Here is a 25,551-nt window from a genome sequence, read left to right on the forward strand (position 1 = left end):
GATCGCGTCAGGTCATTTGCACGGGTTCACAGCTTTTCGGGGTCGCGCGCGTGCGAGTTTTGTCAGCATCGAGACGCGCGCCGGCAGCAGCGCCTTGGATGCGGGAAGGATCGCGCAGAAAGTGGTGTCTGACACTTGCGGCACCAGAGACACGAATCACCGTGCCACTCAGCGTGCGATTGGGCGCAGGGACGCGCTGTCGCGCTCACTCGGAAAACAGTCCAGCAACGTGATCGGAGGCAATGAGGACGACCTCTTGCTCATCTTCGTTGGACAGACCGAGCCAAGGGCGCGCGGGGATGCCGATGGTGTACGCGGGCAAGGTGACCCATTGAGCGAAGTTTGATTGCCGGCGCTTCACGAACTGCGTACCGACTTCGCCGTCCCGGCCCTGCCGGAAGTACACCTGCGTGGATCGCGCAGGGCGATTGATCGTTGCGCCGAACTGGTGGACAGCTCCGTATGGCGCGTTGGTGCCGACCAGCAGCGTGTCGCCGACCACCTGATGTGAGAGCTGATCGCCGAGCATGTGGAAGTCGAAGCGAAGCATTGGAACGCCAGGACGCTTGCGCTCCTTCTGGCGTCGATAGCTTGGGGAGAGCGGCGCCCAGGGCGCGCCGTCCGGTGACACCTGGCGTGCCGCTCGGTCCCGCGTTGAGCGCAGCAGGTACTCGCCGATGTCCGCAAGCATCGGCCGCAGCGCATCGTTGCGCAGGCCCTTGGCCGCATTGCGAAGCGAGGGGCTCGCCGTGTCCTTGGTGATCTCGACGCGCGCGGCCATCAGGGAATCTCGCCTTGGATTAGCTGCCAGCTTCCACGGTCGACCAGGCGACGAAGATCCACGGGCGAAACCATGCTGGCGTCCTCGATCAGGTTGGGCACAGCAGCACCCGCCTGAATCCTGACGTCGACGACCAGGCGCTGCCGCCGATCACCCTGAAGTACGAAGCGCATGATGCCGGCTGCGGCGTCGTACAGGAGCGCAAATGGCGATCGCATAGCGCTGGCCAGCGTCGGGAAGTATGCCGGCGGCACGCGCTCCAGCACTTCGGCAGTTTCGATCGCAATCGCAGCCGAGCCCACATCGGGCGCCACGCCCAACAGTGCATCGACCGATTTCGCCCGAAGGGCGCCGACCAGGTACTGGCTGGCATGCGGGCGTGATGCTGCTGCAGCCGCACGCCACTCGGCAAGACCGGCCTGCAGCGCATCCAGTGCTCGGGGTCGCTCCAGCACTTGGGCAGCGGTACGCGCTGCAGGGGCGGCAGGCAGCCGCACGTTCCGCCGCAGCGCTGCCTGCAGGGCCTCTTCGATACCGCTACCCAACGCGGGCGGCGTGTGAGGCCCACCTCTGCGTGACGGCCAACCGTCCAAGCTGCGGCCCGGGGCATAGCCGAAGCCTGGATCCACGCCCACTGGCGTTTCTACCAGGAACGGACCGCCTGGGCTTCGCTGCCCGACCATGCGCTGTTCAAACTCGATCGCGGGCGCCGTGTCTGGGCCGTCCTTGCCCAGCCGCGCCAGGTCACGATCGTTGAGCGCTTCGACATAGCACTGGCAACCCCAGCCATTGGCCGGGAAGAACCACTGCCACCAGGGATCGTCACAGTGCAGGACCATGCCATCCCACGCCAGATGCAGCGGTCGGGGCGTCTCGACAGCGTCGCTGTGGCGGTAGCGCCACCACGGCCTGGACTTCTTCAGGGCCTGCAGTTGATGCCAACGGCCAGCGTTGTAGCTCTGGCGAAGGTTGGTCTCGTAGATGACGCGGCTACGCCAGTTGCGACCGCCGTTGTAGTCCCAGCCATGCGTGGCGACGATTCGGTCGAAGTCGCGGCGGAATTGCTCCAGCGTGGCTCCATCGTCGATGGCCTTCCGGACGGCTGCGGCAAAGTCGGCGACCAGCTCGTCGCGATTGGCGCCGGCGACCATGAATCCCTGATCGTGCTCCGACTCCCACACGTCGAGCCAGCTTTCCGTGACGATGTTTCGCTTCCGCCGGAAGAACGCGATCTGCTGTTCGAAGGGAACTCGGCCATAGCCCACGGTTGCCATCGATCAGCCCCCGATGGCGCGCTGCGCGTCGTCGCGACCGCGCAGGTGGGCGGCGCTCAGACCAAGGGCGACGCCACCGGCAAAATCCTCAAGGCTCATGTCGGGCGCCGCCGCGAGCACCTGGTCGTACAGCTCCTCCAGGGATGTCGCGCTCCGCGTCATCTCCTGCAGCTGTTGCACCCATGCCGCACCGGCTTCCCGCGTCGACTCGTCCAGCTGGCCCGTCATGCCTCCAACAGCCTGGCTGTCCGATTCTGCGAACGCCGCCGGGTAGTGACGTCGTAGCAGTCCCAGGATCGCCTGGCCGGGATCGGCGAATCGAGCATCGTCGATCGCGGTCGGCGGTGTCTGCGGTTCGGCCGGAGCCTGTATCGGCTCATAGTTGGGGCCATACGTCTGCTCGATGTAGACCTGCTTGGGTCGATAGCCCAACCGCATCAACTTCTCGTCCCTGGCCGCCACGGCGTCCAGGTCCTCGGGTTCATTGGTGACGCGATAGACGCGCGGCACTTCTGCGCCTGGGAAGTTCATCTCCGTGAGCCAGCGGGCAGGCCCCTTCGTGAAGGACTCGCATATCAGGTCGGCGTCGGCTTTGATGATGTCCCTGCGGACTTCGGCCTGCAGTTCGTCGTTGCCAAGCTTTCCGGCCGTGCCTTGCGTGCTGGCGGTCTGCCCGAGGACGACCTTTTGGATCGTGGCGTCCATGTAGTCCTGCAGCGCCTTGTAGTCCGCCGTCCCGCTGCGACCCGCCTCAAGCAGATCCACTTCCATTGCCTTGGGCATGATGATGCCGCTGTCGGTCTGGATGGCGCGGGTTGCGCCCAGCAACCTGTTCCGCTCTTCAGCAGTGGCGTTCTCGTCGTACTTGCCTACCGCCGTGGGCATGCCGAACTTCTCCAGGAAGATCAGCCAGAACTTCAGCCCATTGCGCTTGAAAAGAACGGGCCAGTACAACCAATGAGCCAGGCCGAGGCCGTAGGGCTCATCATCATGATCGGCGCCGGCGCAGTAGTTCCAGAAGTATGGAGCCGGCGCAGGGATACCTTCAGCCATGTGGGACTGAGTGAGCAGGCGCAGATCGCCATCTTTCCCGAAACGGAAACGACGACGGTTTCGCACTTTGATCGCGCTCATTGCGATCCGATTGCCATCCGCCTTGTAGATGATCTCTGCCGGGGCATAGCCATAGAAGACGCCAAAGTGCATCTTGCGGGTCACGTTGTCCCAGCCGATGTCGTGGAGCTGGTCCCGCAGATGATCCGCTGCCGCGCGGTCGACCGCCCGCTTCCCGCCTGGCTCAACCTGCCATTCGCAGGCGACCATTGAATCCTGCCTGGAACCGAAGGTCGCCTTCACCTCGGGGTCGGAAAGCACCTGCTCATAGATCTGCAGGTCATAGCCACCACGATTGCGCAGCACGCTGTCGAACGGAAGCATCAACGGCCCGGTGTATCCGCGGGTGATGTCCATTCCGTCTGCGGTGGTGGCCACCTCGCGATTCAGTTCAGGGCGGGCGGTGGTCATGCGAAGCCTCCAAAATCATTGCCACCCGACACGGTGCCGAAGCCCCTATCGGACGTAGTTGCTACAACACCATCATCAAGGGCTTCGCCCACGTACACGCGCTGCCCGGTCGACTGAAACTCGATCGTGCCGTGTGGTACAGGGTTCAGCGCGGCAAACTGTGTGAGGGCACCGGCGATCGCGCCGTCGCCGTGGCGCACCAGCTCGGGCTCCTGCAGATCCTTGCGCTCCAGTTTGGGCACCATCGGAATGCCGTCGACGTACTCGACCGCTCGGTGGTCATCCTCCAGCGAGGCGTCCCTGGGAAGGCTGATGAAGCCATCCTCAAACAACGAGATGTACTTGGGCATCCATTCGCCGTACCAGGGTCGCGACAGCGTCACCTCGTGGACGGGGCCGCCCCTGTAGCGCCCGGTCTCCTTGTCCAGCTCGGCCCTGCCATATCGGTCGCCGGTGTACTCCATCAGCGTCTGACCGGGGCCGGTGGCATCCCCAGCAAACGACCAGCGCCCTGCAGCTTCCGTCTTCAGGAAGTCCAGCAGCGCCCAGAGGATCTGCTCCTGCTGGCGGGTGGGAGCATTGGCCAGCTCGATCAGGAACGGCACTACGCGACGCAGATCCTGCTCGATTCGCGCGGGCATGATCACCGAGAAGTGGCGATGACGAGCGAAGTCCATGCCAACCGCCCAACGGCCAGTGAATCCATTGGCGGCCGCCCTCAGTGCCGGCATCAGCTGCGTGGCAATCCAGGACGCACACCACACCTCGCGCTCCTTCTCGGGGCGCTTCGGGAAGTCGTCATCAAAGACGATGCGCAGTACCGGCCGGGTCTCCGCCATTGCGCGGTCCAACCACACCGAAGGAATGGCCGAACCATCGCCGTCGCGGGGGATGACGTCCAGCTCCTCGCGCATGGCAGCCTTGCGCGGGCCATAGGCGGATCGGATCGCGTTGTACCACTCGCGCTTTCCATCCGGCGTGGCGATCTTGCCGCGCATGGCGCAGGCGCGCTCGTAAAGGCCGTTGGCCACGGCATCGTCGAAGCTGATCCGGATCACCTTCGCCTTTGCACCGTAGCGCCCCGCACGGATGTCCTGCACCAGCTGATTAAACGGGTTCTTCTTGCCCCGGTGCGTTGACCACACCCGGATGCGACCGCCCCAGATGAGCAGTGCAGTGGCCGACTCCAGCACCTTGGCGACGTCCTTGTGGAGCGCCGCTTCGTCCAGGTCGACCACGCCCTGCAGGCCGTGGATGTTCTCGGGACGCGAGGACAGGGCAGTGACACGGAACCCGCTGGCGAAGCGGACGCGGAACGCTTGGATCTGGCGGCTTGTGCCGTCAGGCGCCTGGTCCTGGAAGATGTGCTGTTCAACACGTGATGCCTGCCCGCGCGCAATGATCGGCGCGAACTTGGCAACGTAGCCAATGAACTCCAGGCCTTTCTCTTTCGTGTCGGCCATGTACCACACGTTGTCGCCGCCGGCTTCCTTGGAGGAAGCGGCGGTGATCGTGTCGGTCAGCGCCTGCGCGAAGGTGATGCCGGTGCGGCGCCCCTTCTCACATACCGCAATATCCAGCCCTTCTTGCATCCGGATCCATTCGGACTGGTGGGCCATCAGTACGCCGGCCTCACGCGGGTCGAAGTTGGACGAGATGGTGCGGACGCTCTCTGGAAGGTCATCCCAATCCAGAACGCGCTCGGTATCCGGCAGCGGCGTCAGCTCGGACACTTAGCCGACTCCCTGCAGGACGGTGTTCCGCCAGAAGGCAACGTCGTCGGCGCCAAGGCCGCGCGCACGTGCCGCGTCCTCCACCCGCTGCGAGGCCTCCTGAAGCGCCTTCTCCCGCACCTCAGTCGCCCACTTGTGGCGGTTCACGCTGGCACGACTGAGGGTGGCGATGTTCTTGGCGGCCTTTCCCAGGAGTGCGATGCGCTTACCAGGATCCATGCCCTCGGCGTCGCCTTCCTCCAATTCCTGCAGCGCCAGCAGCGCATCGAAGATCTCGGTTTGCACGATGCTGATGATCGCGTTGCTGCGCTCGTCGGCATCATCAGGCGCTGCTTGGCTGATCAGCCGGGCAGCTTCGGTGCTGGCCTTTACCGCAGCCAAGCGCCGCTCCAGCTTCTGGCCATATGCGCCGACGGCGCTCTTGCCGATGCTGAATCCCTTTTCCGTAAGCCACTCGGCCAAGCCGACGTAGCCACCGAAGCCGGAGGTAATCAGGCGGGTGTCCAGCTCGGCGCGGACGTCCTGGGGAAGCTGTTCGATCTTGCTGGCCGGGGGCATGGCGTCACCAGTACCGTTCGGGGCGAGCGATGCCAGGGTCACACTGCGCGGTGTACTCGGCGATATCGGTGCCGAGGCGGGTCATGTCGGCGTGCCAACGGCCATCCGGCCGCTTGTCCAGTTCGATCATGCGGCGGTCATCCAGGTAGTCCAGGGCACGGCGCACCTCCAGCTGCGTGGCATCGGGGTACAGGGCGTGCGCAATGCTGAGCAGGATTTCCTCATAAGCGCCGTAGGGCGACGCGTTGTGGAGCCCCAGCAGCATCACCCAGCGCAGGTTTTCCCGGCGAACTTTGTCCATGTCCAACTTAATGCTCACGTCTTGCTCCTTGGATCTGAATCGACTTGATCTCTGAGTTGATCGCGTCGAGCTTCGCCTCAATGACAGTCTGGCTCCGGATGTGGTCATCCCTTCGCACGTACTTCTCAGCCAGTTCCGCGCGCAGTCCCAGGAGATCCACCTCCTGCTTTCGCCAGCCCTCGGCGGCCTTTTCGAACCCCGCCATCCGCTGGTCGATGCTCGCTTTGACCTGGCTGATTCCCCACTTGACCAAGCCCAGCAACGTGCCGAGTAGTGCGATGGTCAATGAGAGGAGATGCCACAGCTCCAGCTCGATCTTCATTTCGTGGCGTCTCCGCCACTGAGATTCGCCTGTGACATTTTTTTGGCGCCACTGAGCCGCCCCGACGTGGCGCGATCGTCGTTGGCTCTCTGCAGCAGCTGCTGCCAGGTGGCCTCACGAACAATCGCGTCGATGACGCAGGGTGTGAGCGTGCCGTCCTGAAGACGGCACAGTGGGGCCGGCGGCGGCGGAGCCTCCAGCGGATCGGTCAGTGCGGGCGGCAGTTCGACGTAGACCAGCACCGGCCATTCGACCAGTTCAGTTCGGACCAGCGGTTGCTTGGTCTCCCCACAACCCGCGAGCAAGAGCAGCGCACACAGGAGTAGTGCGAAGGACGTTGCAGTCTTCATCGGAATCCACCTTCTTGTTCAGGGCCTGCTGGCGCTGCGCCGCCAGGCGTTCGAGTTGAGCGATGCGGCCTGCACGGGCATCCAGCTCGGCGATGGCAGCCCGCTGCTGGTCCAGCTTCGTATCTGCCTCCCGTTTGAGGGCGGCCCGCAGCGTGGCAACGGCGTCGGCGTTGCCGGCGGCGACGTTGCGTGCGGTGTCGCGCTCGGCGCTCAGTGCGATGACCTGATCAGATAGAGCGTTGACCCGTTCGGCCTGGTTGCCTGCGCCCCAGCGGTGGCCAAGCCAGAGTCCCAGGAAGAAGGCGACAACCACCACGGCCAGAGCGAACCGCACCACAACTGGCCCCGTGGCAGCACCCACGATGTGCTTGCTGGTCAGGTGTGGATTCACGCACTCACCGCCTTGCGGGCACGGCGCAGCCGCCACCAGGTGAAGATGCTGGCGCCTGCCAGTGCAATCACCCCGATGGCGATGGCCAGACGTAGCCAGCTGGGCATGCCGGTCGTGGCCTGCGCGACAGCATTGACCTGCTGGATCGCTGGCAGCACGCCCTGGATCACTGGCTGCAGCTGCTGTGCGGCTTCCACGGCGGCCATCGTGCCACCCGCTGCGGCGGCGGTGGCTGCTGCCGTGGTGACCGACGCAGGCACGGCAACCAGCGGTTTCGCGCCGGGGTTGACGACGCCGGCCAGGCGCAGGCCTTCCTCGATCACGTCCGAGCTGTAAGGCTGCTGGCCGTTCTCGTGGCGAATGATGGCCTCGACCAACGGGCGCATGCGGCGGAATTCATGGGTATTGATGAACTGGGTCGAAGCGACGCCGACAGCGTCAGCCACTGCACCAACGTAGGCGTCGGTGTTGTTCTCGCTCGGCGGTGCCCAGCGATCAATCAGCTGCCGCACGTTGCTGCAGCCGTGCTTGTCCTGGTAGTTGATCAGCAGCAGTGCCATCGCGCGGATACCCCAAGCCGGCGCCGAGAACACTTCGAAGCGCGTTTCGCCGCGCTGCTCCTTGGTCATCCGCTCGCGGGGCATGCGCCCCTGCCACTTGTTGGCGGAGTTGCGTTCGATGTTGCCCGGATTGTTGTTGCGGATGCCGCGCGTGGTCTTGGTCGTCATGGCCTGCTCCTGGAATAGAAGGGCCGACGGGACACGACGAGGAGCGCCCGTCGACCAAGCGCGCCCCGAACGCGCCGAATCGATGGGATGCAGTCTCTATTTCGACAGTGCGCAGGTCATTTGCACGCGTTCCAAGCCTTCCTCGCGCGCGCGCGAGATAGTGGGCTGGAAACGAAGAAGGCCACCCGGAGGTGGCCTTCGATCAGTTCACTGCGTGCAGTGCCGCAGGCTGGTCCATCAAGCGCTGCCGATCATCAGGATCAAGATCGATTCCGCGCAGTTGCAGTATCCGCTGGAACGTCCCATCCGTGTTGAACACCAGCATGACGTGCTTGATCTGCGTGTCGGAGCGACCGGTCCAGACACTGGACTTGGCCAGGACATGCTGCCAGAGGTACGCGGTAGCTCCGCTCTTGCCCACGGTCGAACTCTGCGGCTCAACTCCGAGCAGCGCTACCGCTTCGGCGAGCGTGGTCTTGCCGACTTCCAGCTGAGCGATGTTGGCCGCGTTGAACTCTTGACCAACGGTCGCCTTTGCGCCGGTCAACAGCACCAGGGCGAGGAAAGCGAGATAGAGCTTCTTCATGGCGACTTTCTCCTTGTCGTCTTGCGAGGTGTTTTGGCGTGGTCGGCTTCAACTGGAGTCGAGCGGACGTCGTGAACGAATCCATCGATGGTGGTCTGCAAGAGATCCGACTGCCCTAGCGCTGCGCCGACCAGGATGTCGCGAACCAGCGCCTGGTAGGTCTCCGGCAGGTCCAGCGTCGACGCCTTCTGTGACGCGTCCGAGAGCAGCTTCATCCGGCGGCCCAGCTCGACCTCTGCAGGTTGCGCGAATACAGGCCCGTTGCCGGTGGCAAGGAACTCAGCGCGAACGTGTAGTTTTTCCACCAGGGCGCGCATTTCTTCGGATGACAGCTTCTTGACCCGACCCGAGGTCAGGTTTTTTACGCGATCGATAGACACGCCAAGCCTTTCAGCCAGGTCGACCTGCCTGAATCCCCCGTCGTCCATGATCTGGCGGATGAGTGAAGAAACCACACGAACCCCTTGCAAGGTGTACTTTTTACACTTAGGATTGTTCCGGAGTCGTCAACGGCCCTTTTACACCCCGGCAATAAGAACCGAAGGATAACCCAATGCGTTCCACTGACCCCGGCCTTGATCTTCACAAGCGCGTACGTGCCGGCTTCCTTCTCCAGGGCACAACCCTGACCGAGTGGTGCCGCGAGAACGGCACGCATGTATCCAACGCCCGTGGCGCGCTGGTCGGCACGTGGGACGGCCCGAAGGGCCGCGCGATGCGGAATCGAATCGTCAAGGCGGCGCGTATCGAACGGGTGCAGGCATGAGTGCACCCGCCCAACAGCCCGTCCGCCGGGCGCTCCGCCTGATCTTCGCCCTGCAGGGCCACACGCTCGACGGCCTGCGGCTCAAGCAGCTGGCCGACTCAATTAAGGCAACGCCGTCAACGGTGCTGCGCGACCTGGAAGTACTTGCCGACGAAGGCATCGTCGAGCGCATCGCCGGCCGCGACGAGTACTGGCGCCTTTCCCCCCGACTGATCCAGCTGGCTCGCGCTCACGAACAGGAGATGGCGCGCGTGCGCCAACGCCTGGAAGAGACCGAGCAGCGCTACTCCCGCAACCCCAACTGATCGACGAGGACCGCAATGAGCAACAGCAAGAAAGAGAACGCAGGCCGCAAGGCAGTCGCCCAAGCCGAGCCGGTAGGACCGGAGTTCATTGGCAAGACCGATGCCAACGATGCCGTGCAGATGGAAGAGTTGCGCGAGCGCCAGCTGGCCTTGGTCGAACAGTTCGGCGAGGGCCTTGCCTGGCACCCGGAACACTATGAGGCCGCCATCCGCCGCGAACTGCATCGCGGCTGCGAGGCGTTCCTGCGCGCGGGCAGCTACCTGCTGGTGGCCCGCGAATGCAGCATTCACGGGGAGTGGGCCGGCATGCTCCAACGCCTCCGCATGGAGCCGCGTCAGGCACAGCGAATGATGGAAGCGGCCCGCCGCGTGGCCACCCTGTCGAATGCGTCGACGTCGACGCAATTGGTCGCTGCGGTGAATAGCGAAAGCAAGCTCATCGAGCTGCTATCGCTGCCCGAAGATCAGTTTAAGGAACTGGCCGAGACCGGCGAAACGGGCGAGCTGGAACTCGATGAAGTGGGCAACATGTCCGTGCGTGAACTGCGCGAGGCAGTCCGCAATGCCCGCGCCGACATTGAGGCAAAGGACCAGCGAATCAGTAAGTTGTCCGATGACCTGAACAAGGAGCATGAGAAGACAACCAAGGCACAACGCCGCTGGAAGACGGCCGAAGCCGATCAGCAGCTGATCATCCTCAAGCAGGCCGTCACCGAAGCCGAGCAAGCCGTCCTCGCCGCCCTGGGCAATGGCAAGGCCGGCTTGATGGCGGCGGTCCGTGCGTGCGCTACCCACGCCTCCGAGACCGACCAGGACACGGACGCAGCCGTGTTCCTCAGCGACACGATCGGCCGCCTGCTCAATGCGGTGCGTACCGTGCGCGACGACGAGGAACTGCCGCTATCCCTGCCGCTGGTACATGACGGCTCGGAGGCCTGAGCATGTCCGCCGAGGCCCTCATCCACGCGGCAGCCGGCAAGTTGCTGGCGGCGCCGCACGGTAGCAAGAGCCGCATCGCGGCTGAGCTGGCCGAGCAGATGGGTTGCTCGGTCCAAACCGCCTACCGTCGCCTGCAGCAGGTGACGGGCGGCATCAAGCCCCGCAAGAAGCGATCAGATGCTGGTGAACTCGCGCTCACCCGCGACGAGGCCGCCGCCATCGCCGCCCTGGTCGAAGAGACACGGCGCCTCACCGGCACTGGCACCTTACCGGTCGAGGACGCCGTGGAGATTCTGCGCGCGAATGATCGCATCGAAGCACTGCGGGTCGACAAGACGACTGGCGAGCTAGTGCCGCTGAGCGTGTCCTCCATCTGCCGCGCCATTCGCGCCTACGGGTTCCATCGTGACCAGCTGGCGGCACCGACCCCGGCTGCGCGCCTGGCCTCGCCGCATCCGAACCATCTCTGGCAGATCGATGCTTCGGTGAGCCGCCAGTTCTACCTGGCGGCCGACGGCACCGAGGTGATGGACAAGCGGCGCTTCTACCGTGGCAAGCCTGAGAACTTCACCAAGATCGCAGAGAACCGCCTGTGGCGTTACGCCGTCACGGACCACGCGAGCGGCGCGATCGAGGTGTTCTATGTGCTTGGTGCCGAGAGCAGCGCGAACCTGCTTTCGGCACTGATCCACGCGATGACCCGGCGCGAAATGGGCACGATGCACGGCATCCCGAAGCTGCTGATGATGGATCCCGGCAGCGCGATGGTCGCAGCGACGACCCGCAGTTTCATGTCCGCCTGCGGTATCGAAGTGATCATCAATGAGGTGGGAAATGCCCGTGCGAAGGGGCAGGTCGAGAACGCGAACTACCTGATCGAGACCCACTTCGAAGCCATGCTCAAGACCAGGGCGCCGGTCACCAGCCTGGAGGAAATGAACACCCTGGCCCAGCAGTGGGCACGGGCCTACAACGCCACCCGCATCCACACTCGCACTGGCATGACTCGACGGGATGGGTGGCTACGCATCACCCCCGAGCAGCTCCGCATCGCACCGGACGTCCAGGTGCTGCGGCAGCTGGCCACCAGCACCCCGAAGGCATGCACCGTGCGTGACTGCATCATCCGCTTCCGGGGCAAGCAGTACGACGTGCGCGGCATTCCCGGCCTCATCAACGGGCAGCGCGTGGACGTGGTCGCCAACGCGCTGGAGCCGGACAACAGTGTGCGCGTGCTGATGCCTGGTGAGCAGGACAGCGCGCCGATTCACTTCGTGGCGCCGCGCCTGCAGCACGACGACTGGGGCTTCCTCGATACGGCCGCCCAGGTTGGTGCCGAGTACCGGGCTGCGCCTGAGACGCCTGCCGATGCAGCGCGTAAGGAGCTTGATCGCCTGGCGATGGGGGTCAAAACCGACGCAGAGGCGATCGCAGCGCGCAAGGCCCGCCGCGTGCCCTTCGGCGGCAAGGTCGACCCGATGAAGCATATCCGCGAGGCCAATGTCGCCCCAAGCCTGCCGCGCTCGGGAACCTTGGCCGAGGTCGACGCGCCGCAGGTGCTGGCGGCTCAGCGCATTGAGCCGGAAGTAGTGCGGGCCGAGCTGCCTCCGCTGAACCACGTGGAGGCAGCCATGCGCCTCAAGCCCCTGGTCGAGCGCTCCGGCAACGCATGGACCCCGGAAATGTACGCACGCACCAGCCATCGCTGGCCCGAAGGCCTGCCAGTGCATGAGGTCGAGGCTTGGGCGATCGCCCTGGTCGAGCCCGAACGCGCGGGCCTGCGCGTCATCAACGGAGGTGCTGCATGACGCTGCGCCTGAAATCGATCCTGGCCAATGCCGGCATCAAGCAGGGGACGCTGGCAAAGGCGGTGTCCCTCAGCCGCCCAGCCCTCAATGCCCTGATCAATCACGGCGTGCTGCCGACTGGCTGCGACCAGCCCCGAGTCCGTTCCGCCATCTCTGTGTTCCTGCTGGAAAGCGGCGCCCCGGCCGTTGACTGGCATTTGGAGGAGGAGCCGGCGTGCGCTAACACGCCGGCCCCGGTTTCCCCACCGCAAGACCCCGATACCGCTACCGAAATCAACGACGAGGAGATTCAGATGCTACTCCGTAAGCAGACCCTGACGCCGCAGGCCCGCCGCCACTTTGGCCTGACGGCCGACCCTTTCGCCGACCCGGCCAGCGCCGATGAGGTGTTCCTCAGCGCCGATATCCGCTATGTGCGCGAGAGCATGTACCAGGTCGCGCGCCACGGCGGGTTCATGGCCGTCATCGGTGAATCCGGTGCCGGTAAGTCCACGCTACGCGAGGAGCTGCTCGACCGCATCCGTAGGGAAGAGCAGGCGATCATCGCCGTCGAGCCCTACGTCCAGGCGATGGAGGGCACCGAAAAGAACGGCAAGACCCTGCGAAGCCTGCACATCGCCGAGGCCGTCATGTCGGCCGTAGCGCCGCTGGCCAAGACCATGAGCAGCCCGCAGGCGCGCTTTGCGCAGCTGCACGCGGCACTGCGTGATAGCGCCCGCGCCGGCCACAGCCACGTGCTCATCATCGAAGAGGCCCACTGCCTTCCGCTGGCCACGCTCAAGCACCTCAAGCGCTTCCGCGAACTGAAGGACGGCCTTCGCCCGCTGCTGTCGGTGATCCTGATCGGCCAGCCCGAACTGCAGGTCAAGCTGTCCGAACACAACCCCGAGGTGCGGGAGGTCGTGCAGCGCATCGAAATTGTGAACCTGCCGGCCTTGGATACGGAATTGGAGAGCTACCTCATCCACCGGTTCAAGCGCAACCAGCTGCCCCTTGAGCGTGTTCTGGATACGTCAGCAATTGAGGCACTACGCGCGAAGCTGACGCCGACGCGCGGTGCCGCCTCGTTGCTGTATCCGCTGGCTATTCAGAACACCCTCGCGGCGGCGATGAACCGGGCGGCCAACCTGGGCGTGCCGACCGTCACCGCCGACGTGGTCCGGGGAGTCTGAGCATGGCGATTCGAACTGATGGCTGGCCCGCCGTCGAAGGCATGGTCGTGAAACCGCGTGGTGCCCTGTGGCCACTGGCCACCCAGGTCATTGTGGTCCCATTCGAAATGCAGGATCGGCCGGAGCCGGTCAACGTGGACATTCTGCAGGTCGTGCTGGTGCCTCGCGGCAGCTGGGAGCGCATCACGGCTCACGTTCCGGAAGAGGTGCTGCAGCGTGAGGGGGTGACGCATGGCTAAGGCTATCGCCGATGACCTGCAGCCGCTCCGCCAGTTCGCGCAACGCCTGCTGCGCGAGGCGGAACTCCCGCACCGCCAGGTGACCGTCATGCATCGGGACATGTTCTCCCGCGCCGGCATCGCTTGGAAGGACGGCCAGAGCATGGACACGCTCCTGTCGGGCCTTTCCACGCAGCAGCTCCTCGCGCTGATTTATGAGCTGCGCGACGACGACCAGGACGAGGAGGAGTGATGGCCGTGCCAACCCTGAAGCGCTGCCTCGGCCAGGTGCGAAACCGAAAGCGCCACAGTGCTCACCACCCCCAGCGGAAGAAGGTCATTGGGGCGCTGGTGCATGCGCCTCTGTTCCCCACAGCATCGCGTGTGGGGACGGTCCAGCTGCACGATCCCGAGACCAGGCGTGAATACACGGTCGAGGTATGGATCCATAGCGGTGTGATGGTGATTTCGCACGCCACCGACAAGCGCTGGCTGTTGGAACTGGACGAGATCCTCGACCTGGCCATCGCTGCCGGCATCGATAGGGGGGCCCACTGACATGCAGCTGGCCCTGCTACCGCAAGAGCTGTCCCCCGAGGCGGTGCTGGCGGAGCTGCAGGGCCGCCGTGGTGCCGCCAACGGCATCACTGCCCGCGACCTGGTGCACGCCCTCACGCAGCGCTTCAACACCGCTGACGAGCGGCGGCTGCGCCAGATCATCGAGAAGCTGCGCCGCGATGGGCATCCCATCTGCGCCCACCCAGCGAACGGCTACCACCTGGCCGCCAGCGCGGAAGAACTGGACCGGTGCTGCGAATACCTGACCGGTCGCGCCATGACCTCCCTGCAGCAGGTGTGCGCGATGAAGCGCGTCGCCCTGCCGGATCTGTACGGACAACTCGGGCTAACCAAGCCCATCACCGACGAGGACACGAACGATGAACGTTGATCGTAGCTCTGACATGCTGTTCGCTGCCGCAAACACCGCGCGCGAACTGGAAAACGCCGGCATCGACGTGCTGGCCCACTACAGCAACGGGCGCCGCCCGGTGCTGATCATCACCCAGCCGCCGGCCGACATTGAAGGCCACCTCAAGCGCTGGGGACCCAACGGCAGCGGCGGCCGCGATCGTGTGCTGGCGGCGGAGTACCAGGGACTGCAGCTGGAATGGACCGAGCGTGCTCCGGTGGTTGTGACCATCCGCTCCCGCCGCGACACCTTCGAAAGCCGAGAGGTGGTGCTGTGACCGCGCCGAGCGTCCGCCTGCAGGCGGCCTTCGCTGCAGTGCTTGGCACCAGCACCTTGGAGTCGCGTGAGCTGATCGACGGCGTCATGGATTACGGCTTTGAGTATCGCGGTTATGTGCAGCACGGCCTGACCAACGCGCTCAACTGCGGCATGGTAGAGCGCGTCGGCGGTCGCTTCTCCCGCCGGTACCGCCTGAATCAGAACTGGAAGATCGACCCGAAGCGGTTGGACGCCGCCTTGGCGCAGTATGCGAAGCACGCAGGTACCGCGCCGAAACGCTGCGGCGTCGAACCCCGCGCGGCGGTCGCGCCGCTGAACATTGGTCCGGCGATCAACCCTGCGCCGTTGGTGCCGTCGATCGGCACACCGTGCATGTCCCAGGAAGAGCGCGAGGGCGAGCTGCCGCCCTACCTGGCCGGCCGCATCGTGGATTCCCTGCATTCGCACTTCGACCAGATCCTCGGCGGGGTGGAGTGATGGCTCGCACCGGCCGCCAGCGGTTCGACCACCTGCGGGCGATGCGCTTCGCGCTATGGGCCAGGACGCAGGACCAACGCTCCCTCACGCCTCTCCGGATCGCATGTCTGCTCGGCATTTCCCCTGACGCCGCGCGCCGATGGCGGGCCGATTGGTTCACCGCCGTCAGCCCTGTCCACGTCGAGGGCATCCCGGAGCGGCTCCGCCCCATGCACTTCCATACCGATTCCGCCGTCCAAGGAGGCACCCAATGACCAACCGCACCATTCCCGAAGGTTACCGCGAGGATCGCAAGGGCCGCCTTGTGCAGGAGAGCCAGATCGCGGCAATCGACCTTGCACGCGACCAACTGGTTGGCGAGCTGATCAATGGCGCCAGGAAACTGCATCAGCAGATGGCCGAGTTTCGCGGTACTGCCTTCGGCGATATCGCAGCGTTCGTGCAGCTCAGCGCCGAGCAGTACGGCGCCACCATTGGCGGCGACAAGGGCAATGTGACCCTGATGAGCTACGACGGCCGCTTCAAGATCGTCCGCGCAGTCCAGGACTCGATCCAATTCGACGAACGCCTGCAGGCGGCCAAGGCGCTCATCGATGAATGCCTCAGCGACTGGACCGAGGGCTCGCGCGCCGAGCTGCGCACCCTGGTCAACAACGCCTTCCGGGTCGACAACGACGGCAGCATCAAGACCGGTGAGGTGCTGTCCCTGCGCCGGTTGAAGTTTGACGATCCGCGCTGGACGCAGGCGATGGCGGCGATCAGCGATGCAGTGACTGTGGTGGGGAGCAAGACCTATGTGCGCTTCTACGAGCGCGATGCACAGGGGCAGTACCAGCCCATCAGCCTGGATATCGCGGCGGTGAAGCATGTCTAAGCATGCCCTCCACGACGCCTGCTACCTGGCGGTGCTGGCCAGCGACATCGCTGACGCCACCGTACGTTCCGAGGTCGAGTTGTTCGCCTACAAGCAGCGCGACGAGAACGGCCATCCGATGTTCGACACGCGCCAGGGCGCCAATTCCCCGGCGGACCTGCAGCGCGTCAACAACGCGATCGCCTACATCGAGCGACGCGGCACCGCCGCGTTCCCCTGGGACATGAAGCGGCGGATCGACGCGCCGACCCTGGTCCAGTTCTTCGACAAGGAGCATTCCGATGAACGGTGAACAGCGACTTTCCACGTGCTGCCCCGGCTGCGGCGCCGCCGCGCTGTTCGCGAGCCTCTCCACGGTCGAGAACGATCCTGAGCAGCTGCTGCTGTACGTGATCTGCCAGGAGCAGGATGGCGGCTGCGGCATCGAGTACTCCTTCATCGAGCGCCTGCAGGCGCCGGGGGTGGCCGCGTGATCGCCTACTGCTGGGCCAACGGGTTGATCGAGTTCGGCGAACACCTGCCGGAACACGCAATCCTCGTTGCCAGCGGCGAAGCCGCCCAGCTGCGCAAGGTCGTCAGCACCCGTGCCCGCCACGGTAAGGGCGAGAGCCAGGGCTGCCTGCTGGTGCCGGGCGTCCCGGAAGCGGCCGACCAGGCCGCGAAGGGCGACGCACTCGGTCTCTGGCTCGCTTGGTGCGCTCAAGCGCCGACGAGCCTGCGCTGGGGTGCGATGACCGCAACTCCGAGACGCCGCGATCCGCTGACCAAGAAGGTCCAGGTCATCGCAGCAGTCCAGGCCGGCGGCCAGATAGTTGCCGGCGACCGGCCGGGCATCCGTCGGCTGCTCGATTCGCTGGGTGAGGAGGTTCCCGCCTGGCAGACCGCCCTCACTGCCGCCCAGGCACAACTGTTGAAGGAGAAGATCTGATGTCTGCGCAAACCACTCGCTGTAAGGGCGTCTGCCGCTACAAGGTGGAGCAGGACTGGGGTGATGCCGAGGTTACCCTCGATATCGACCACCGCATCCTGACCACCGAATTGGCCACGCAGCTGAATAAGTTCTGGACCGGGGCCGAAGAGCGCCTGGAAGCAGCTGACGGCGACGTCGTCATGGCCGTGATCAAGATGGCAGCCGCTGAGTTCCTGGGGTGGGTTCTTGACGTAAACGAGAGCCTCAACGTCTTGGGGATGCAGAGGGAATTCGACGAACTGGAAGGCTGGTGCGGGGCGCATGGCGCCATCCGCTTGAGGGACTTCGATGGCCGACCGGATCTCGATTCAGAGCTTTTGCGCGTCACGGAGCTGGAGGTCTGATGTTCATTCGGAACGTCACGATGTTCCAGTTCTCGCCGGTGATCGACTGGACGCAGGTGGAGAAGCTGCTGCCGCTGTCCCAGCTGCAGCCGGTGGGCGCGCTGGAGCTGTCGTCGCGCGGGTTCATTTCTCCGTATGGGCGTGAGGGCGGTGCGGCGTTGTCGCACCGCTCCGGCGCGTTCCTCTGGCTGGTGATCGGCACCGAGACGAAGATCATTCCGGCGGCGAGCGTCAATGAAATGCTGGAGACGCGGCTGCAGGCGCTGGAAGCGCAGGGGCGCCGGGCCGGTGGCCGCGAACGGCGCCGCATGAAAGACGACCTGCTGCACGAACTGCTGCCCCGCGCCCTGGTGAAGTCGGCCCGCGTCGACATGTTCGTGGATACCCAGCGGGGGATTGCGTTCGTCGACACCGGCAGCAGCACGGCCGCGAGCGACGCCGTCTCAGAGGTCAGGGGCCTGCTCGGGAGCTTCCCGGCCAGTAGGCTCCGCGCTGCGGTCGCGCCCCGTTCCGTGATGACCGGCTGGGTCGCTGGCGAGCAGCTGCCGGCCGGCCTGTCTCTGGGAGAGGAATGCGAGCTTCGCGACCCGGTTGAAGGCGGTGCCACGATCCGCTGCCAGCACCAGGAACTGCGCTGCGACGAGGTGGAAAAGCATCTTGAGGCAGGCAAGCAGGTCTATCGGCTGGCTTTGATCATGGAGGACACCCTGTCCTTCGTGATCAGTGACGATCTGGTCATCCGGAAACTCAAGTTCCTCGACGGCGCCCTTGACTCATTGGCGGAACTGGCCGAGGACGAGCAACGGCAGGAACTGGACGCCCGCTTCGCGCTGCAGACCGGCCAGCTCAGCAGGCTGTTCGACGTCATGCAGCTCACCTTCCAACTGGAAGAGGAGGCCTGAGCAATGGCCCGCACCCGCCCGCCAACCGACCGCCGCAAGCGCACCTTGGCGGCCATCCATGCCGCCGCCAAGGCGCTCGGCCTGGCCGAGGACGTCTACCGCGACCTGGTGCAGCGCGTGTCCGGCCAGAGTGGCGAGCCGCAGCGTAGCGCTGGCAGCTGCGACCAGCGCCAGCTGGACGCGATCGCCAACGAGCTGCGCCGCCTGGGCGGCATGCCGGCGCGGTCGGCCCGTGCCGCAGAGCGCTGGGCCGGGCGCCCAAAGGGCGATCTGGCTCCTCAGCTGGCCAAGGTTGAGGCACTCCTTGCCGACGCCGGCCGGCCTTGGGCCTACGCGCACAGCCTGGCATTGCGCATGTGCAAGGTCACCCGCATCGAGTGGTGCAACAAGGAGCAGCTGCAGAAGGTGATTGCCGCTCTCCAGTACGATGCAAACCGTCGCGCACATGCTGTACCGAAGGACGTCCCATGAGCAGGAACCTGATGGAAGCGCGCCGCAGTGAGCTTTTGGCCGATGCCGCCGCCCAGGCGGCCGACGTCGCCAAGGAGCTGGGGCTCGACCAGGACCGCGCCGACCAAGTGGGGGCAGCGGTTGCTGACCGGCTGGCCGAGAACTGGTCCGGTCAGGTGCTTTCGTTCCCCAAGAATCACGCCTTCAAGCTGAGCCAGCGAGAGCGTGAGATACTGGCCGCCCACCGCGACGGGGCCTCCTATGCGGAGCTGGCCAGGAAGTACGACATGACTGAACGCGGCATCCGTAAGCTGATCCGACGCGCCGAGCTGCGCGATCGCGACCTCCGCCAGATGGGCCTTTTTGCCCCCTGAGCCAATTGCACCACGTGCAATCTCTTTGCGAGGCGGGCTTTCAACTTCCGCCATCTTCCGGGGTCTTCCGGCTAGATATCGCAGCCTCCCCCCTGATATATCTCACCCCTGCACACATCGGGCCAGTGTAACGGGCCATGCGCACGCGGATGGCAGGCGCGAAGGCGCCCGGGCGACGCCCGTTGAATCATAAATGTCACCTAAATATCGGTGTCCATTGGAGATTCAGTCTTATCCACATGTTCTGTGGATAAGACTGTGCGTTAACGGTCGGCGGGCGCGCGGGAGGCCGATGGCGACGGCCTCACGCTTGGGTTGGTCAAAAAATCGCCATACTTTAAAAACAATCAAAATCAATGGCTTAAGTGTGAAACATTGCTGAAACAGAGTGAATTCAGCTGGATGCCGCAGTTTCCCGTGCGAGGGCCGTGGTGCTGTGCACAACCTGCAGCACGAAGTACCTGCGGGCGCAAGTCCTGCCGGGCGCCGATGACCTGCCGCTATCATGCCGGCAGACCTTTGGAGTAACCGATGACGGCTGTGCCCGCCCCTGTTCCCTCGACCGCGGCCGGCGCGCTGTCGGCGTTCCTGCGTGGCGTCGAACGCCGTGCCCTGGTGGTGGCTGAACTGCAGTGCGGTGAAGCCGCCCGTGCCGAACAGACCCTGGTGGCGGTGATGCGCGCCTTTGCCGCCGTCGCCAGCGACCTGCCCATGGCGCAATGGCCGACCCGCTTCTGGACCCTGCTGGGCCAGCGCCAGGCGCTACGCGAACCGCTGGGCGGCCAGTGGGCACCGCCATTGGCTGCGCTGGGTGAGATGGGGCCGCTGCCGCGCCTGGCGCTGTTGCTGCGGGTAGGCGGTAGTCTGGATGAAGGCATTGCCATGCGCGTGCTCGACCAGGACGAGGCCGGCTACCAGCAATTGCTGGCCGATGCCTGCCCGCGCGATACCCATGGCCAGCCTGATGCCTCGGCCTGGCGGCAGCTGGCCGAGCAGGTGCAGCTGCGCATCCGTGACCTGCCGGCCAAGCGCCTGCAGCAGCTGCAACAACCGGCCGCACCGGCCGCCAACAATGAAACCCCGACCTCCAGCTGGCGTGCACCGCAGCGTGACGAGCGCGCGGCCGCCAACGGCAAGCGCCGCCGTGCGAATGCCAAGCCGCGCTGGCGCGGTCCGCTGATCCTGTTGCTGACCGTGGCGGTGCTGCTGGCCGCCGCGCTGGGCTGGCGCCATTGGCAGGGCCGTGTGCTCGGCAGCGATGCACCGCTGCCGGAAGGGGTGGTGGGCGATGCCGGTCCGGTCACGGTGGAGGCGCTGCCGCCGAGCAAGGTTGAAGCCGCGCCGGATGCGATCCCGGCCCAGGCTGCCGACGACGCCACGATGCTGGCCGACCGCGACTATCCGCTGGTGGCCGATGCCGACCTGTATGCGTGGACGGCCGCTGGCGGCCCGCTGCCGGTGGACGAATCGCAATCCAAGCCGAGCCGGCCGGAGCCGGCCAGCGCCACGCTGGAAACCGCTGCTGCCGATGAATAAGACTGTGTTCGCCAGCCTGCTGCTGGCCCTGCCGTTGTCGCTGTCGGCCACGCCGCAGACCGTGAACGTGCCGCTGCCACCGCCCTCGCGCGGAACCACGACGGCGCCACCGGCGCCGGCCGCGGCACCTTCGACGTTTGCCCACCTGGATGCGCAGCAGCAGCGCCAGCGCCGTGCCGACTACGCCACGTGGCGGGCGTTGCCGGAAGGCGAGCGTGAACGCGTCCGCCAGGCTGCGGCGCGTTTCAATGCACTGCCGGCCGATCAGCAGCAGCGCCTGCGCCAGCAGTTCCAGGCGCAGGACCAGGCGTTTCGCGAAGGCTGGCGGCTGGGCCCGCAGCTGGGCCTGGAATTCCCCAAGCTGCACGGCCTGTTCGGCTTCGTGCCGCCGGAACAGCGCGAGGCCGCGCTGGCCGTGCTGCGCCAGCTCAGCCCGGCGCAGCTGGCCCAGCTGACCTTGGTCGCACAGCGCACGCCGCCGCAGGAACGCGACGCGGTGCGCAGCGCCTTCCTCGCCGTGCCCGCCGCCGAGCGCGACAGCTGGCTCAAGCGCCAGGCGGGTCAGTAAACAAAGGGGACGGAGGGGATTAAGTCGTACTCGGCACAGTCGGGCTTGAAACGACTTAATCCCCTCCGTCCCCTTTTTTCTGTTCGTAACGCGATCGCAACGCGGTAAACCGGGGGCTGCTGAAACCCAGCATTCACGCCATGTCATGGGAATGCGCGCGCTGCGCGCGTAAGATGACCGGCCGCAACCCGGTGCCTGTGCCCTTCGCGCGCAACCGCAGTTCGCGTCAAGCACCTTATGTCTACTGCAACCTCCACGCCGCGCTTCAGCAAGGAAGTCGGCGCCACCGGTCTGCTTGCCCTGCCGCTTGTGCTCGGGCATGTCTCCACCGGTCTGATCTCCTTCGTCGACAACGTCATTGCTGGCCACCACGCCACGGCGACCCTGGCCGCGGTGACCATTGGTACCGCACTGCTGTGGCTGCCGATGCTGATCCCGATCGGTACCCTGATCTCGCTTACCGCCTCGGTGTCGCAGCTGCACGGCGCCGGTCGTGAGCGCGAGATCGGCCCGCTGTTCCGCCAGGCGCTGTGGCTGGCGCTGGGCCTGGGCCTGATCATGTTCACCTTCCTCACCGTAGTGCCGCCGCTGCTGCCGGCCTTCGGCATCGCACCGGACATCGTGCCGGGGGCGACCGCGTTCCTGCATGCGGTGCGCTGGGGTGGCCCGGCACTGACCCTGTACTTCTGCATGCGCTACCTCAGTGAGGGCATGCACTGGACCCTGCCGACCATGCTGATCGGCTTCGGTGGCCTGCTGGTGCTGGCGCCGATGGGCTACGTGCTGGCCAACGGCAAGCTGGGCTTCCCGGAAATGGGTGCCGAAGGCCTGGGCATCGCCTCGGCGGTGATGATGTGGCTGCAGGCGATCGCCTTCGCCACCTACCTGTGGTTCACCAAACGCTTCGCCCATCTGCGGCTGTTCTCGCACTTCGAAGGGCCGCGCTGGCCGGCGATCTGGGATCTGCTGCGCACCGGGCTGCCGATCGGGATCACCGTGCTGATGGAAGGTGGTCTGTTCATCGTCACCGCGCTGCTGATCGGTCGCCTGGGTGCCAATGAAGCGGCTGCGCACCAGATCGCGATCAACGTCGCCCAGCTGTGCTTCATGATCCCCATGGGCGTGGCCGAGGCCACTACCGTGCGCGTCGGCCATGCGGTCGGCCGTGGCGATGGCTTCGGCGTGCGCCGTGCGGCCTGGGCCGGCTACGCGATCATCATGGGCACGCAGACCCTGTCGGCGGCGGTGCTGCTGTTCGGCCATGACGCCATCGTCGGTGTCTACACCAACGATCTGGCAGTGGCCGGGCTGGCCTCAACCCTGCTGCTGTACGCGGCCACCTTCCAGTTCCCGGATGGCATCCAGGTGTTGTCGGCCGGTGCGCTGCGCGGCCTGAAGGACACCCGCGTGCCGATGTTCATCGCCATGTTCGCGTACTGGGGCCTGGGCATGCCGCTCGGCGCCGGGCTCGGCCTGGGCCTGGGCATGGGCCCGCAGGGCATGTGGATCGGCCTGATCGTCGGTCTCACCGCGGCGGCGATCCTGATGGGCTGGCGCCTGCGCCGCAGCAGCCTGCGCATCGGCCAGTCCAGCCTGTCCTGATCCTTCCTGCCCGCCCTGGCGACCCGTGGCGGGCGATCCCCTGACTTGTGTCCGATGCCGCATCACGCGGCACCGGCTATGCTGGTACTACGGCAAGAAGCCTTCCGGAGCGTTCCATGAATCAACCCGTGCCCCCGCTGCCCCCGGCGCGTCGCAACCCCGTCGCCAGTTTCTTCATCGGGCTGTGGGACGTCATGAATTTCACCCGCCGGTTGATCCTCAACCTGGTGTTCTTCGGCCTGCTGTTCCTGTTGCTGGTGATGTTCGTCATCGCCGCCGGCATGGGTGCCGGTGCCAGCAAATCGCTGCAGGACCGCACCACCCTGGTGATCGCGCCGGAAGGCCGCCTGGTCGAGCAGTTCAGCGCTGACCCGGTCAGCCGCGCGCTGGCCAAGGCGGTGGGCGACAACGGTGCCGAAGAGATCCAGCTGCGTGACCTGCTGCGGGTGATCGAGTCGGCCAAGGAAGACAAGAAGATCGAGCGCGTGGTGCTGGAGCTCGACAAGCTGCAGCCGTCGGGCTTCGCTTCGCTGCGTGAAGTGGCCGCTGCGCTGCAGGACCTGCGTGCGTCCGGCAAGCAGCTGGTGGCCTACAGCGAGAGCATGGGCCAGTCGCAGTACCTGCTGGCCGCGCAGGCCGACGAGGTCTACCTGGACCCGATGGGGTCGGTGGTGCTCGAGGGCCTGGGCCGCTACCGCCAGTACTTCCGCACCGGCCTGCAGGACAAGCTGGGCGTGGACGTGCACCTGTTCAAGGTGGGCGAGTACAAGTCCGCTGCCGAGCCGTACGTGCTCGACGCCGCTTCGCCGGCGTCCAAGGAAGCCGACCTGTTCTGGATGAACGACGTGTGGCAGCGCTACCTGGGTGACATCGCCAAAGCCCGCCGCCTGGATCCGGCACAGCTGGCCGCCGGCATCGACACGCTGCCGGAGGGCATCTCCGCCGCCGGTGGCGACCTGGCCAAGTTCGCCCTGCAGCAGAAGCTGGTGACCTCGCTGAAGACCCGCGAGGAATTCGAGGATCTGATGATCGAGCGCGGCGTGGCTGACGACGATGCCGACGGTGGTTTCCGCAACGTCGACTTCGGCAGCTACCTGGGCCAGCTCGATGCGCGCCGCAACCCGGTGGACAGCCGTCCGCAGGTGGCGGTGGTGGTGGCAGCCGGCGAGATCAGCGGTGGCGACCTGCCGGCCGGCCGCATCGGTGGCGAGTCAACCTCGGCGCTGCTGCGTGCAGCGCGCGACGACGAGAACGTGAAGTCCGTGGTGCTGCGCGTCAATTCGCCGGGTGGTGAGGTGTTCGCCTCCGAGCAGATCCGTCGCGAAGTGGTGGCCCTGCAGGCCGCTGGCAAGCCGGTGGTGGTGTCGATGGGCGACCTGGCTGCCTCCGGTGGCTACTGGATCAGCATGAATGCCGACCGCATCTATGCCGATCCGTCGACCATCACCGGTTCGATCGGGATCTTCGGCATGGTGCCGAACTTCAGCCGCGCGCTGGACAAGATCGGTGTGCACACCGACGGCGTCGGTACGACCCGCTTTGCCGGTGCCTTCGATGTCACCCGCCCGATGGATCCGGCGGTGGGCCAGGTCATCCAGTCGGTGATCAACAAGGGTTACGCCGACTTCACCGGTCGCGTTGCCGACGCCCGCAAGAAGCCGGTCGAGGCGGTCGACGAAGTGGCCCGTGGCCGCGTGTGGAGCGGTGCGCAGGCCAAGGAACGCGGTCTGGTCGACGCCTTCGGTGGCTTGAAGGATGCGGTGGCCGATGCCGCCAGCCGTGCCAAGCTGGGCAAGGCCGATGCTTACCGCGTGCGTTACATCGAGAAGGCGGCGACGCCGTTTGCGCAGTTCGTAAGCGGCTTCGCCGGCAGCCGTGCCGGTGCCTGGATGCTGTCCGACTCGGGCATGGCGCGGATGATGCTGGCGCGTGCGATGCCGGAAGTGGATACGCAGCTGCGCTTCGTCGAGAACGCGGCCCGCGACAAGGGCAATGGTGCGCCGGTGAAGGCGCTGGCGTACTGCTTCTGCGGGTTCTGATCGGAAGTCCATCCACGCATGGCGTGGATCTACTGGAAACGCCCGGCCCCGGCCGGGCGTTTTCGTTCAAGGGGTCGGATCCCTTTGCTCCGCAAAGGGCTCTGACCCCACAGGTCATTGCGTCGCGTCGGCCTCGGCCTTCTGCTCGCGTGCTGCGGCATCCTCCACGGCCTTCTGCGCGCTCTTGGCGCGGTCCAGCGGCTCATGCATTGCACGGGTCATTGCCTGCGGTGCCGGTGGCTTCTCCGGGTTGGGCGTCGGCGGCCGTTGGCACGCCGCCAGCAGTACGGCGGCCAGCAGGGACGTGGACACGATCAGGATGCGCATGGCGGCTCTCCGCAGTGGGCGTGCGTGCAGTGTCGCATTCCGGGCAGGGGGCTGCCGTGAGCGCGTATCCTTGCCGCATCGAA

The 25,551-nt window shown here is 65.7% G+C and carries 36 protein-coding genes; 23 read left to right on the plus strand and 13 right to left on the minus strand.

Annotation, left to right across the window (positions count from 1 at the left end):
• Window positions 1–205: 205 nt before the first annotated feature.
• From AC13GA_RS12915 to AC13GA_RS12970, 12 genes are all read right to left on the minus strand, one after another.
• On the minus strand, window positions 206–781 hold the full coding sequence (locus tag AC13GA_RS12915) for a phage virion morphogenesis protein (RefSeq protein ID WP_482998289.1): 576 nt from the start codon (window positions 779–781) through the stop codon (window positions 206–208).
• Window positions 781–2,055, minus strand: a complete 1,275-nt coding sequence (locus AC13GA_RS12920; RefSeq protein WP_482998290.1) for a phage head morphogenesis protein — start codon at window positions 2,053–2,055, stop codon at window positions 781–783. The genes AC13GA_RS12915 and AC13GA_RS12920 overlap by 1 nt, the downstream gene beginning before the upstream one ends.
• Before the next feature lie 3 nt (window positions 2,056–2,058).
• A complete protein-coding gene (locus tag AC13GA_RS12925) occupies window positions 2,059–3,579 on the minus strand; it encodes a DUF935 domain-containing protein (RefSeq protein WP_482998291.1) in 1,521 nt (506 codons plus the stop codon).
• Window positions 3,576–5,312, minus strand: a complete 1,737-nt coding sequence (locus AC13GA_RS12930) for a hypothetical protein (protein ID WP_482998292.1) — start codon at window positions 5,310–5,312, stop codon at window positions 3,576–3,578. The genes AC13GA_RS12925 and AC13GA_RS12930 overlap by 4 nt, the downstream gene beginning before the upstream one ends.
• Window positions 5,313–5,870 (minus strand): DUF3486 family protein, encoded by a 558-nt coding sequence (locus tag AC13GA_RS12935; RefSeq protein WP_482998293.1) that lies wholly within the window; start codon window positions 5,868–5,870, stop codon window positions 5,313–5,315.
• Window positions 5,871–5,874: 4 nt separating this feature from the next.
• On the minus strand, window positions 5,875–6,189 hold the full coding sequence (locus AC13GA_RS12940; protein ID WP_482998294.1) for a hypothetical protein: 315 nt from the start codon (window positions 6,187–6,189) through the stop codon (window positions 5,875–5,877).
• The gene (locus tag AC13GA_RS12945) at window positions 6,179–6,493 is read right to left on the minus strand and encodes a hypothetical protein (RefSeq protein WP_340569892.1); all 315 of its coding nucleotides are present in this window, start codon (window positions 6,491–6,493) and stop codon (window positions 6,179–6,181) included. Before AC13GA_RS12945 ends, AC13GA_RS12940 begins: the two co-directional genes overlap by 11 nt.
• Window positions 6,490–6,735, minus strand: a complete 246-nt coding sequence (locus AC13GA_RS12950) for a hypothetical protein (RefSeq protein ID WP_482998295.1) — start codon at window positions 6,733–6,735, stop codon at window positions 6,490–6,492. The genes AC13GA_RS12945 and AC13GA_RS12950 overlap by 4 nt, the downstream gene beginning before the upstream one ends.
• Before the next feature lie 16 nt (window positions 6,736–6,751).
• Window positions 6,752–7,234, minus strand: a complete 483-nt coding sequence (locus tag AC13GA_RS12955; protein WP_482998296.1) for a hypothetical protein — start codon at window positions 7,232–7,234, stop codon at window positions 6,752–6,754.
• Window positions 7,231–7,962 carry a hypothetical protein gene (locus AC13GA_RS12960; protein ID WP_482998297.1) on the minus strand — a complete coding sequence of 244 codons (732 nt, stop codon included), beginning with the start codon at window positions 7,960–7,962 and terminating at the stop codon, window positions 7,231–7,233. The genes AC13GA_RS12955 and AC13GA_RS12960 overlap by 4 nt, the downstream gene beginning before the upstream one ends.
• Window positions 7,963–8,164: 202 nt before the next feature.
• Entirely contained in the window at window positions 8,165–8,548 is a 384-nt protein-coding gene (locus AC13GA_RS12965) for a hypothetical protein (RefSeq protein ID WP_482998298.1), read from the minus strand.
• Window positions 8,545–9,003: a helix-turn-helix domain-containing protein gene (locus AC13GA_RS12970; protein WP_340569898.1), complete on the minus strand. Its 459-nt coding sequence runs from the start codon at window positions 9,001–9,003 to the stop codon at window positions 8,545–8,547. The genes AC13GA_RS12965 and AC13GA_RS12970 overlap by 4 nt, the downstream gene beginning before the upstream one ends.
• A gap of 98 nt (window positions 9,004–9,101) precedes the next feature.
• On the opposite strand from AC13GA_RS12970, the gene AC13GA_RS12975 reads away from it, so the two are divergent.
• The 23 genes from AC13GA_RS12975 (at window position 9,102) to sppA (ending at window position 25,141) form a co-directional block, all read left to right on the plus strand.
• Window positions 9,102–9,314: a helix-turn-helix domain-containing protein gene (locus AC13GA_RS12975; RefSeq protein WP_482998299.1), complete on the plus strand. Its 213-nt coding sequence runs from the start codon at window positions 9,102–9,104 to the stop codon at window positions 9,312–9,314.
• Entirely contained in the window at window positions 9,311–9,619 is a 309-nt protein-coding gene (locus AC13GA_RS12980) for a helix-turn-helix domain-containing protein (RefSeq protein WP_340569900.1), read from the plus strand. Before AC13GA_RS12975 ends, AC13GA_RS12980 begins: the two co-directional genes overlap by 4 nt.
• 15 nt (window positions 9,620–9,634) lie before the next feature.
• Window positions 9,635–10,558, plus strand: a complete 924-nt coding sequence (locus AC13GA_RS12985; protein WP_482998300.1) for a hypothetical protein — start codon at window positions 9,635–9,637, stop codon at window positions 10,556–10,558.
• Between the two features lie 2 nt (window positions 10,559–10,560).
• Window positions 10,561–12,366, plus strand: coding sequence for a hypothetical protein (locus tag AC13GA_RS12990; protein WP_482998301.1), 1,806 nt, complete (start codon window positions 10,561–10,563; stop codon window positions 12,364–12,366).
• On the plus strand, window positions 12,363–13,538 hold the full coding sequence (locus AC13GA_RS12995; RefSeq protein ID WP_482998302.1) for an ExeA family protein: 1,176 nt from the start codon (window positions 12,363–12,365) through the stop codon (window positions 13,536–13,538). Before AC13GA_RS12990 ends, AC13GA_RS12995 begins: the two co-directional genes overlap by 4 nt.
• Before the next feature lie 2 nt (window positions 13,539–13,540).
• A complete protein-coding gene (locus AC13GA_RS13000; protein WP_482998303.1) occupies window positions 13,541–13,777 on the plus strand; it encodes a hypothetical protein in 237 nt (78 codons plus the stop codon).
• Complete coding sequence (locus AC13GA_RS13005; RefSeq protein WP_482998304.1) at window positions 13,770–14,009, plus strand: hypothetical protein; 240 nt, start codon at window positions 13,770–13,772, stop codon at window positions 14,007–14,009. Before AC13GA_RS13000 ends, AC13GA_RS13005 begins: the two co-directional genes overlap by 8 nt.
• Window positions 14,009–14,314 (plus strand): hypothetical protein, encoded by a 306-nt coding sequence (locus AC13GA_RS13010; RefSeq protein ID WP_482998305.1) that lies wholly within the window; start codon window positions 14,009–14,011, stop codon window positions 14,312–14,314. Before AC13GA_RS13005 ends, AC13GA_RS13010 begins: the two co-directional genes overlap by 1 nt.
• Window position 14,315: 1 nt before the next feature.
• Entirely contained in the window at window positions 14,316–14,705 is a 390-nt protein-coding gene (locus AC13GA_RS13015) for a hypothetical protein (protein ID WP_482998306.1), read from the plus strand.
• Window positions 14,695–15,003: a hypothetical protein gene (locus AC13GA_RS13020; RefSeq protein ID WP_482998307.1), complete on the plus strand. Its 309-nt coding sequence runs from the start codon at window positions 14,695–14,697 to the stop codon at window positions 15,001–15,003. The genes AC13GA_RS13015 and AC13GA_RS13020 overlap by 11 nt, the downstream gene beginning before the upstream one ends.
• The gene (locus AC13GA_RS13025; protein ID WP_482998308.1) at window positions 15,000–15,482 is read left to right on the plus strand and encodes a hypothetical protein; all 483 of its coding nucleotides are present in this window, start codon (window positions 15,000–15,002) and stop codon (window positions 15,480–15,482) included. Before AC13GA_RS13020 ends, AC13GA_RS13025 begins: the two co-directional genes overlap by 4 nt.
• A 250-nt stretch (window positions 15,483–15,732) precedes the next feature.
• A complete protein-coding gene (locus AC13GA_RS13030) occupies window positions 15,733–16,356 on the plus strand; it encodes a DUF3164 family protein (protein ID WP_482998309.1) in 624 nt (207 codons plus the stop codon).
• Window positions 16,349–16,648: a hypothetical protein gene (locus tag AC13GA_RS13035; RefSeq protein ID WP_482998310.1), complete on the plus strand. Its 300-nt coding sequence runs from the start codon at window positions 16,349–16,351 to the stop codon at window positions 16,646–16,648. The genes AC13GA_RS13030 and AC13GA_RS13035 overlap by 8 nt, the downstream gene beginning before the upstream one ends.
• A complete protein-coding gene (locus AC13GA_RS13040) occupies window positions 16,638–16,829 on the plus strand; it encodes a hypothetical protein (protein WP_482998311.1) in 192 nt (63 codons plus the stop codon). Before AC13GA_RS13035 ends, AC13GA_RS13040 begins: the two co-directional genes overlap by 11 nt.
• Window positions 16,826–17,284 (plus strand): hypothetical protein, encoded by a 459-nt coding sequence (locus AC13GA_RS13045; RefSeq protein WP_482998312.1) that lies wholly within the window; start codon window positions 16,826–16,828, stop codon window positions 17,282–17,284. The genes AC13GA_RS13040 and AC13GA_RS13045 overlap by 4 nt, the downstream gene beginning before the upstream one ends.
• A complete protein-coding gene (locus tag AC13GA_RS13050; protein ID WP_482998313.1) occupies window positions 17,284–17,670 on the plus strand; it encodes a DUF2528 family protein in 387 nt (128 codons plus the stop codon). Before AC13GA_RS13045 ends, AC13GA_RS13050 begins: the two co-directional genes overlap by 1 nt.
• Window positions 17,670–18,572 (plus strand): recombination-associated protein RdgC, encoded by a 903-nt coding sequence (locus tag AC13GA_RS13055; protein ID WP_482998314.1) that lies wholly within the window; start codon window positions 17,670–17,672, stop codon window positions 18,570–18,572. The genes AC13GA_RS13050 and AC13GA_RS13055 overlap by 1 nt, the downstream gene beginning before the upstream one ends.
• A 3-nt stretch (window positions 18,573–18,575) precedes the next feature.
• Window positions 18,576–19,043, plus strand: coding sequence for a phage protein GemA/Gp16 family protein (locus AC13GA_RS13060; RefSeq protein ID WP_482998315.1), 468 nt, complete (start codon window positions 18,576–18,578; stop codon window positions 19,041–19,043).
• Window positions 19,040–19,396: a Mor transcription activator family protein gene (locus tag AC13GA_RS13065; RefSeq protein ID WP_205404380.1), complete on the plus strand. Its 357-nt coding sequence runs from the start codon at window positions 19,040–19,042 to the stop codon at window positions 19,394–19,396. Before AC13GA_RS13060 ends, AC13GA_RS13065 begins: the two co-directional genes overlap by 4 nt.
• A 531-nt stretch (window positions 19,397–19,927) precedes the next feature.
• Window positions 19,928–20,932, plus strand: a complete 1,005-nt coding sequence (locus AC13GA_RS13070) for a hypothetical protein (protein ID WP_136638552.1) — start codon at window positions 19,928–19,930, stop codon at window positions 20,930–20,932.
• The gene (locus AC13GA_RS13075; protein WP_482998316.1) at window positions 20,925–21,500 is read left to right on the plus strand and encodes a DUF3106 domain-containing protein; all 576 of its coding nucleotides are present in this window, start codon (window positions 20,925–20,927) and stop codon (window positions 21,498–21,500) included. The genes AC13GA_RS13070 and AC13GA_RS13075 overlap by 8 nt, the downstream gene beginning before the upstream one ends.
• Window positions 21,501–21,737: 237 nt before the next feature.
• On the plus strand, window positions 21,738–23,102 hold the full coding sequence (locus AC13GA_RS13080) for an MATE family efflux transporter (RefSeq protein WP_046984256.1): 1,365 nt from the start codon (window positions 21,738–21,740) through the stop codon (window positions 23,100–23,102).
• A 116-nt stretch (window positions 23,103–23,218) separates the two neighbouring features.
• Window positions 23,219–25,141, plus strand: coding sequence for a signal peptide peptidase SppA (sppA, locus tag AC13GA_RS13085; RefSeq protein WP_012512230.1), 1,923 nt, complete (start codon window positions 23,219–23,221; stop codon window positions 25,139–25,141).
• 114 nt (window positions 25,142–25,255) lie between these two features.
• Here sppA and AC13GA_RS13090 read toward each other — a convergent pair whose 3' ends face one another.
• Window positions 25,256–25,468 carry a hypothetical protein gene (locus AC13GA_RS13090; protein WP_012512229.1) on the minus strand — a complete coding sequence of 71 codons (213 nt, stop codon included), beginning with the start codon at window positions 25,466–25,468 and terminating at the stop codon, window positions 25,256–25,258.
• Window positions 25,469–25,551: the final 83 nt, after the last annotated feature.

This window comes from Stenotrophomonas sp. 22DLJC03 (assembly GCF_056861405.1).

Coding starts and splice junctions, on each gene's coding strand:
- AC13GA_RS12915 (WP_482998289.1), bottom strand. CDS start 781: ATGGCCGCGCGCGTCGAGATCACCAAGGACACGGCGAGCCCCTCGCTT.
- AC13GA_RS12920 (WP_482998290.1), bottom strand. CDS start 2,055: ATGGCAACCGTGGGCTATGGCCGAGTTCCCTTCGAACAGCAGATCGCG.
- AC13GA_RS12925 (WP_482998291.1), bottom strand. CDS start 3,579: ATGACCACCGCCCGCCCTGAACTGAATCGCGAGGTGGCCACCACCGCA.
- AC13GA_RS12935 (WP_482998293.1), bottom strand. CDS start 5,870: ATGCCCCCGGCCAGCAAGATCGAACAGCTTCCCCAGGACGTCCGCGCC.
- AC13GA_RS12945 (WP_340569892.1), bottom strand. CDS start 6,493: ATGAAGATCGAGCTGGAGCTGTGGCATCTCCTCTCATTGACCATCGCA.
- AC13GA_RS12960 (WP_482998297.1), bottom strand. CDS start 7,962: ATGACGACCAAGACCACGCGCGGCATCCGCAACAACAATCCGGGCAAC.
- AC13GA_RS12965 (WP_482998298.1), bottom strand. CDS start 8,548: ATGAAGAAGCTCTATCTCGCTTTCCTCGCCCTGGTGCTGTTGACCGGC.
- AC13GA_RS12975 (WP_482998299.1), top strand. CDS start 9,102: ATGCGTTCCACTGACCCCGGCCTTGATCTTCACAAGCGCGTACGTGCC.
- AC13GA_RS12980 (WP_340569900.1), top strand. CDS start 9,311: ATGAGTGCACCCGCCCAACAGCCCGTCCGCCGGGCGCTCCGCCTGATC.
- AC13GA_RS12985 (WP_482998300.1), top strand. CDS start 9,635: ATGAGCAACAGCAAGAAAGAGAACGCAGGCCGCAAGGCAGTCGCCCAA.
- AC13GA_RS12990 (WP_482998301.1), top strand. CDS start 10,561: ATGTCCGCCGAGGCCCTCATCCACGCGGCAGCCGGCAAGTTGCTGGCG.
- AC13GA_RS12995 (WP_482998302.1), top strand. CDS start 12,363: ATGACGCTGCGCCTGAAATCGATCCTGGCCAATGCCGGCATCAAGCAG.
- AC13GA_RS13000 (WP_482998303.1), top strand. CDS start 13,541: ATGGCGATTCGAACTGATGGCTGGCCCGCCGTCGAAGGCATGGTCGTG.
- AC13GA_RS13005 (WP_482998304.1), top strand. CDS start 13,770: ATGGCTAAGGCTATCGCCGATGACCTGCAGCCGCTCCGCCAGTTCGCG.
- AC13GA_RS13010 (WP_482998305.1), top strand. CDS start 14,009: ATGGCCGTGCCAACCCTGAAGCGCTGCCTCGGCCAGGTGCGAAACCGA.
- AC13GA_RS13015 (WP_482998306.1), top strand. CDS start 14,316: ATGCAGCTGGCCCTGCTACCGCAAGAGCTGTCCCCCGAGGCGGTGCTG.
- AC13GA_RS13020 (WP_482998307.1), top strand. CDS start 14,695: ATGAACGTTGATCGTAGCTCTGACATGCTGTTCGCTGCCGCAAACACC.
- AC13GA_RS13030 (WP_482998309.1), top strand. CDS start 15,733: ATGACCAACCGCACCATTCCCGAAGGTTACCGCGAGGATCGCAAGGGC.
- AC13GA_RS13035 (WP_482998310.1), top strand. CDS start 16,349: ATGTCTAAGCATGCCCTCCACGACGCCTGCTACCTGGCGGTGCTGGCC.
- AC13GA_RS13040 (WP_482998311.1), top strand. CDS start 16,638: ATGAACGGTGAACAGCGACTTTCCACGTGCTGCCCCGGCTGCGGCGCC.
- AC13GA_RS13050 (WP_482998313.1), top strand. CDS start 17,284: ATGTCTGCGCAAACCACTCGCTGTAAGGGCGTCTGCCGCTACAAGGTG.
- AC13GA_RS13055 (WP_482998314.1), top strand. CDS start 17,670: ATGTTCATTCGGAACGTCACGATGTTCCAGTTCTCGCCGGTGATCGAC.
- AC13GA_RS13060 (WP_482998315.1), top strand. CDS start 18,576: ATGGCCCGCACCCGCCCGCCAACCGACCGCCGCAAGCGCACCTTGGCG.
- AC13GA_RS13065 (WP_205404380.1), top strand. CDS start 19,040: ATGAGCAGGAACCTGATGGAAGCGCGCCGCAGTGAGCTTTTGGCCGAT.
- AC13GA_RS13070 (WP_136638552.1), top strand. CDS start 19,928: ATGACGGCTGTGCCCGCCCCTGTTCCCTCGACCGCGGCCGGCGCGCTG.
- AC13GA_RS13075 (WP_482998316.1), top strand. CDS start 20,925: ATGAATAAGACTGTGTTCGCCAGCCTGCTGCTGGCCCTGCCGTTGTCG.
- AC13GA_RS13080 (WP_046984256.1), top strand. CDS start 21,738: ATGTCTACTGCAACCTCCACGCCGCGCTTCAGCAAGGAAGTCGGCGCC.
- sppA (WP_012512230.1), top strand. CDS start 23,219: ATGAATCAACCCGTGCCCCCGCTGCCCCCGGCGCGTCGCAACCCCGTC.
- AC13GA_RS13090 (WP_012512229.1), bottom strand. CDS start 25,468: ATGCGCATCCTGATCGTGTCCACGTCCCTGCTGGCCGCCGTACTGCTG.